The organism is Rhizobium sp. PDO1-076 (assembly GCF_000247475.1).
Lineage (GTDB): Bacteria > Pseudomonadota > Alphaproteobacteria > Rhizobiales > Rhizobiaceae > Allorhizobium.
Window position 1 is genome coordinate 1 of sequence record NZ_AHZC01000096.1, and the last position, 6,693, is coordinate 6,693.

4 protein-coding genes and 1 pseudogene are annotated in these 6,693 nt (G+C 61.8%); 3 read left to right on the forward strand and 2 right to left on the reverse strand.

The window, feature by feature from the left end; all coding sequences use genetic code 11:
- On the forward strand, positions 1-1,600 hold a 1,600-nt coding region (locus PDO_RS07265), incomplete at its 5' end, for a putative bifunctional diguanylate cyclase/phosphodiesterase (protein WP_007599821.1).
- 91 nt (positions 1,601-1,691) lie between these two features.
- Positions 1,692-2,947 (forward strand): annotated as a pseudogene (locus tag PDO_RS07270) (GGDEF domain-containing protein).
- A gap of 54 nt (positions 2,948-3,001) precedes the next feature.
- Here PDO_RS07270 and PDO_RS07275 read toward each other — a convergent pair.
- The gene (locus tag PDO_RS07275) at positions 3,002-3,616 is read right to left on the reverse strand and encodes an FMN-dependent NADH-azoreductase (protein WP_007599826.1); all 615 of its coding nucleotides are present in this window, start codon (positions 3,614-3,616) and stop codon (positions 3,002-3,004) included.
- A gap of 130 nt (positions 3,617-3,746) precedes the next feature.
- Here PDO_RS07275 and PDO_RS07280 point away from each other — a divergent pair, with 130 nt between their 5' ends.
- Positions 3,747-4,706 carry a LysR family transcriptional regulator gene (locus tag PDO_RS07280; RefSeq protein ID WP_007599827.1) on the forward strand — a complete coding sequence of 320 codons (960 nt, stop codon included), beginning with the start codon at positions 3,747-3,749 and terminating at the stop codon, positions 4,704-4,706.
- Positions 4,707-4,808: 102 nt separating this feature from the next.
- Here the strand turns inward: PDO_RS07280 and PDO_RS07285 are convergent.
- Positions 4,809-6,693: bifunctional 2',3'-cyclic-nucleotide 2'-phosphodiesterase/3'-nucleotidase (locus PDO_RS07285; RefSeq protein WP_007599828.1), on the reverse strand; the 1,885-nt coding region annotated here is incomplete at its 5' end.

Consider the following 6,693-nt stretch of genomic DNA (forward strand, 5'->3'; position numbering starts at 1 on the left):
CGATCTGGTCGATGAAGAGGGGCGCCGGCGCCTGACGGAGGAGCCTGATCCGGACAATGACGTGCTGCGCGAATTCACCATCTTGCGTGACGACGGCCAGCAGATCCCGATCGAGGCGCGCGGCCGCAATATCGAATATCGCGGCCGCAAGATCCGCATCAGCTGTCTTGTCGATCTCAGAGAACGCAAGGCGGTCGAACAGCGCATGCGGCATCTGGCCCAGCATGATCCGCTGACGGGACTGGCCAATCGGACCTTGTTCACCGAGACGCTGTCCATGCATGTCGACCGCGCGACGTCCAACTGGGGATGCGCCGTGGTCCTTGTCGACCTCGATCACTTCAAGGATGTCAACGATCTTCATGGCCACCCGGCCGGCGACGAAGTCATCCGCGAGGCAGCGCGTCGTTTGAGCCATGCGCTCGGCCCGCGTGATCTGGCCGCGCGCCTGGGCGGTGACGAATTTGCCATCATTCTCGCCAATACCCACTTCAAGACGCAGGTCGAGGATTTTGGCCGGCGCCTGGTCGCCGCTTTCCGCCAACCCTTCGATACAGGACAGGGCCAGTTGATCAAATGCAGCGTCAGCGTCGGTGGTGCCTTGTGCCCCGAGCATGCGTCTACGCTGGAGGAACTGATCGGTCGCGCCGACGTGGCTCTGTATCACGCGAAAAAATCCGGCCGCAGCATGTTCCGGATCTTCCGCGACGGCATGGACGAACTGATCGAAAAGCGCCGGGCGCTGGAGGCGGATATCGAACGCGGGCTTGCCGATGGCGAATTCGAGCTGTTTCTGCAGCCGCGGGTGAAGGCCGCCACCGCCGAGATTGCCGGATATGAGGCGCTCGTGCGCTGGAACCATCCCGAGCGCGGCATGGTGCAGCCGAACGATTTCATTCCGGTGGCCGAGGTCTCGGGCAAGATCGTTGCACTCGGCGCCTGGGTCCTGGCCGAGGCCTGCCGCCTGCTGGCCGCAATGCCCAGGGATGTGCATCTCAGCGTCAACGTTTCGCCGGTGCAGTTCCGTCATCCGGATTTCCTTGCCGATTTGAGCCATTGCGTTGCCGTCACCGGCGTCAGGCCGCAGATGCTGGAACTGGAGATCACCGAGAGCGTTCTGATCGATGACGATGACCGCGCGCTCAAGATCCTGACGCATCTGAAGTATCTCGGTTTCCGCATTGCGCTCGATGATTTCGGCACGGGCTATTCTTCGCTCAGCTATCTGAGCCGCTATCCCTTCGACGTGATCAAGATCGACCGCAGTTTTGTCGCGGCCCTCGGCACGGAGGAAACCGCCAATGCCATCGTGCGATCGATCATCGACCTCGGGCGCGGCCTGGGGATGAGTGTGGTGGCGGAGGGTGTCGAGACACTGGATCAGGCGCTCTATCTGGCGGCGGCAGGCTGCGAGGAATTGCAGGGCTATCTGCTCGGGCGACCGGTCCCGGTGGCCGAAGCACCAAAAATAGTGTCGCCGGTAACCGCGAACGAACTGCAAAAAGTCGCAAGCTTCGTTATGCGTACCGGCACGGAGCGGGAATTCGGCACCGGGCACACAGTGGCAGGTCTGCCGCGATCCTTGTCTCTCGGGGCATGAATGACGGCATCGCTGCTGCGGTCGGATCAGCGGTATCGAAAGAGACAATGGAAGCCAGGTCCGGCTTCAAAGCGTGACGCAGGGCGTAGCCATGGAAATGTGGAATCTGGTTCTTTTTGTCTCCGAGGCGGTGCTGTATTTCGCCCTGATGACGACGCTGCTGCACCTGCGGACCTATATCGGGCTCGGCGTCTTCCTGACCGCGCTCGGCGTCATGCACTTCGTCGAGACCTATCTGGCCGCCGCTTTTACGTCGCACTGCCATTCGGCATCGTGTCCCCGGGCTCGTCGATCTTCTTTGCCGGCAAGCTGATGCTGATCCTGATGCTCTATATCAAGGAGGATGCGTCAACGGTCCGCCAGCCGATCTATGGTCTCTTCCTCGGCAATCTGGTGACCTTGGCCATCGCCCAGTTGCTCCTGCTTCATTACAGCGTCGAGCCGACGGCAAGCCAGCGGGCCGATTTCTCGTTCCTGCAGGACATGGGCGCCCTGATGCTCTGGGGAACGACGCTGCTCTACCTGGATTCGGTCGGCATCATCCTGCTCTACGAGCGGCTCGGCCGCTGGCTGCCCCGCCGCACCGTGCTGCGCTTTGCGATTTGCGGTTCGGTGGTGCTGGCATTCGACCAGATCGGCTTCTTCATCATGCTGAACCTGCTCTATGGCGCACCGTCCGACGTGTTCTGGGGTGGCCTGAAGGCAAAGATGGTCGCTGTGTTGATCTATACGGCGCTGTTTGCACTCTACCAGTTCTATCTGAGCGAGGGGCGCCTGGTGGGTCGGCAGCGCACGGTGCGCGATGTCTTCCACGACCTGACCTTCCGCGAACGCTATGAGGATCTGCTGGCGCGCACGGGTCGGGATGGCCTGACCGGTCTTTTGGACCGCAGCCGCATGGAGATCGATGCGCCGCGGCTCCTGGCGACTGCCCTCAGCCAGGACAAATCTGCCAGCATTGTCATCATCGATATCGATCATTTCAAGCAGATCAACGACCGCTTCGGTCATCTCGTCGGCGACGAATTGCTGAAAGAGATCGCCGAGACCATGAGCAAGGCTGTCCGGCCGCAGGACTTCGTCTTCCGCTATGGTGGCGAGGAGTTTGTTCTGGTCATGCCGGATCTGGCGCATGAGGATGCCCTGCGCATCGCCGGGCGGCTGCGCGAGCGTGTCGCCGCCGACATCCGCAATCCGGACGGCGAGCCGGTCACGATCAGCTTGGGTGTTGCAAGCGCACCGATCGACGGCACCAGCCTGCATGCGGTGCTGTCCGTTGCCGATGTCAGGCTGTACCGCGCCAAGAGCGACGGCCGCAATCGTGTTATCGGCCGACAGATGGCATAAAAAATCCGGCGAACCAGTCGCCGGATTTGAAGTCTTTAACCGTGTGGCAGAGTATCAGGCGGCCAGTGCCAGTTCGGCTGCCTTGGCATGAGCTGCGGCAACAGCCTTTTCGGCCGCTTCCGGACCATAGGCCAGGCCTTCGACATAGATCGTTTCGACCAGTTCGATGCCCATGAAGCCGAGAACGGTCTTCAGGTAGGGCTCTGCATGGTTCATCGGGGCGCCCGGGCCGGAGGAGTAGACGCCGCCGGCAGCCAGGACCAGATAGGCCTTCTTGCCGGTTGCAAGGCCGACCGGGCCTTTTTCGGTGTAGGTAAATGTCAGGCCGGCGCGGGCGACGTGGTCGATCCAGGTCTTCAGCGACGAATAGATGTTGAAGTTGATCAGGCCGGTGCCGATGACGATCGTGTCGGCGGCGAGCAGTTCCTGGACCAGCGCGTCGGACACGGCTGCGGCTTCGGCCTCGGCAGCATTGCGGTCTGCGGCCGGCTTGCGGATCGCGGCCGTGAAGGTGCCGTCGACATGGTCAAGCGAGTCAGCGGCCAGGTCACGCGTGACGACGGCGGCACCGGTCTGGGCGCTCAGCTTCGCCGCAAGGTCGGTGGCAACCGAGTTCGAAAGCGATTCCGCACCGCGCGGGCTGGAAGTGACGAGAAGAATGGAAGACATGAGACTTTCCTTGATCGTTGCGTGGCAGCGACTGGAGGTAACGCTGCTGTGACCCCGAGATAGGATGATTGGGGCATCGATAAAACTGTGATAATGTAGATCGATAGTATCGAATAATTGGATGCCTCCCATGGACGCAAACCCCACCCTCGACCAGTTGCAGGTCTTTCTCACGGTTGCCGATGCCGGCAGCTTTTCCGCCGCCGCCCGACAGCTCAACCGGGCACAGTCGGTGATCAGCTACACGATCGGCAATCTCGAAATGCAGCTCGGCGTCAGTCTGTTTGAGCGCAACGGTGCCCGTCAGCCGAAACTGTCGGAAGCGGGAACGGCCATGCTGGCCGATGCCCGCCGGATCGTCAGCGACCTGCAGGTCATGCGTGCCCGGGCAAGCAGCATGAAGCAGGGCCTTGAGGCCGAGGTGTCCGTGGCGATCAGCGTGATGGTGCCGACCGAGGTCATGGTCGGCGTGCTGAAGGAGTTTCGTGATACCTTTCCGTCGGTGTCGCTGCGGCTGGAAGTCGGCGAACTCGGCCGGATCATGGAACTGGTGATGAGCGGTCGATCGACGATCGGCATCGGCGGCGCGCTGCTCAGGCAGGACGATTCGCTGCTCGTCGAACGCATCGGCCACAATTACCTGTTGCCGGCCGCCGCCGCCGACCATCCGCTGGCATTGTTGCAGCGGCCGTTGACGCTGATCGATGTCCGCGAGGAGGTGCAACTGGTGGTCAGCGACGCCTCCGAACTGACGGTTGGTCGTGACTTCAACGTGCTGTCCTACAAGACCTGGCGGGTCAGCGACATCGCGACCAAACACCAGCTGCTGCGCCGGGGCCTTGGCTGGGGCGGGCTGCCGGCCTCGGTGATCCGCGAGGATTTGATCAGCGGTCGACTGGTGCAGCTCGACCTGGATGCCTATGAGCAGGGCTCCTACAATCTTTATGCGATCCGCAAGACAGCCAACCCGCCGGGGCCGGCTGCAAGCTGGATGATCGACGCGTTTCGCGAGCGCCTCTCCAACTGCCCGTCCGATTTGTCCGCCATTGTTCCGGACATGCGACACGAAGTCTTGGCCATACCGGCTTGAATCGACTCGGTGAAACGCTCCTGATCCGAACAGACAAAAAGCCCGCGCTCTGATCGGGCGCGGGCCTAGCTGAGGCTCTTGCTATGGTGCCGTTCGGCGCTGTCAGAGTGTCAGGCGGAACTTGGCGAAGCCATCCGCACCGTCGCCGGCGTCCTCGATCTTCGCACCCTTGATGGCAGCGAGATAGTCACGTGCCTTGGGGCCGGTCTCGAAGGTGACCGTGGTATCGGCGAGCGGTGCAAACGACCAGTTGCCATCGGCCTGCGGGTCGATCGTGCCCTGTTCGACGATGTAGCGCACGATGATGTCGCGATTGGTGTCGGGGCCGACAAAGACGACCTTGTCGCCGGCGATCTCCGGGAACTTGCCCCCGCCACCGGCGCGGTAGTTGTTGGTCGCCACGACGAAGCGCTGGCCGGGATCGATGGGATGACCGGCAAACTGCAGGTTGACGATGCGGCTTGATTCCGGATGGATCGCCTTGCCGTCCTTGTCGAAGCGCGGCGGCTTGCTCAGGTCGATCTGATAAGTGACGCCGTCGATGATGTCATAGTTATAGGATGGGAAATCCGGATTGATCAGGCTCGCGTCCTTGGAGCCGGGGGTGATCTGGTTGAAGATGCCGGCTGACATTTCCAGCCAGTTCTTTACCTGCTCGCCGGTGATGGCGACCGCCTGGATCGTGTTCGGATAGAGATAGAGATCCGCGACATTACGGATGGCGATGTCGCCGGCCGGAACGTCGGTGAAATAGTCGGCACCACCGCGTCCGCCGACCTTGAAGGGGGCTGCGGCCGACAGGACCGGCAGGTCCTTCAGGTCGCCATCCTTGAGCATGTCCTTGATATAGGCGGTCTGCGCGATCGAGACGATCTGCACCGACGGGTCGTCGGCAACAAGGGCGAAATAGGAATAGAGCGGCGCCGATGTCTTGCCGACCGGAGTGCGGACATAGTCGAGCGTCGCCTGATGTTCGGCGCTCACGGCGGCAACCACGTCCGGCTTGTCCTTGACGTCCGCGACCACCTTCTTGTTTTCGTCGCGATGCGAGATCGGCCGGGCTTCGCAGGTGAAGTCGACGATCTTCCAGCTCTTGCCGTCCTTTTCCAGCAACAGGTCGATCAGGCCCATATGCGAGCCCCAGAAGCCGGCCATGACGGCAGGCTTGCCGAGCAGCGTGCCCTTGACCGGATCGGCACCGGGCACATCCACGAAATCCTTCGGGCCGGGGAAAACCAGATGCTGGTGGCCGGTGAAGATCGCATCGATGCCTTCGACGCCGGCGAGATAAAGCGAGGCGTTTTCCATGCGCTCTGTCTGACCGTGACCGTCGATGCCGGAGTGCGACAGCGCAATCACGAGATCGGCGCCTTCTTCCTTCATGCGCGGCACCCAGGCGCGCGCCGTCTCGACGATGTCGCGCGTCTGGGCACTGCCTTCCAGGTTCTTCGCATCCCAGACCATGACCTGTGGTGGAACGAAGCCGATGAAGCCGATCTTGATCGGGCTTTCCGCGCCGGATCCGTCGCGGATCATCTTGTCCAGAATGACATAGGGCTTGAAATGCAACTCATCCAGCTTGGGATCGGCCGCCAGCGCGCCCTTGGTCAGGTTGGCGCAGACGATCGGGAAATTGGCCCCGCCGAGCGTGTTGAACATGAAGTCGAGGCCGTAGTTGAATTCGTGATTGCCGAGCGTGCCGCAATCATAGCCGAGCACGTTCATCGCCTTGATCACCGGATGCAGGTCGCCGGCCTTCATGCCCTTCTTGTAGGCCATGTAATCGCCCATCGGATTGCCCTGCAGGAGATCGCCATTGTCGATCAGCAACGAGTTGCCGGCCTCGGCGCGGATCTGGTCGATGATCGAGGCGGTACGGGCCAGACCCATCGTGTCGTTCGGCTTGTCGGCATAATAGTCATAGGGCATCACGTTGACATGGATGTCGGTGGTTTCCATCAGCCGCAGATGCGCCTGGCTGCCATTC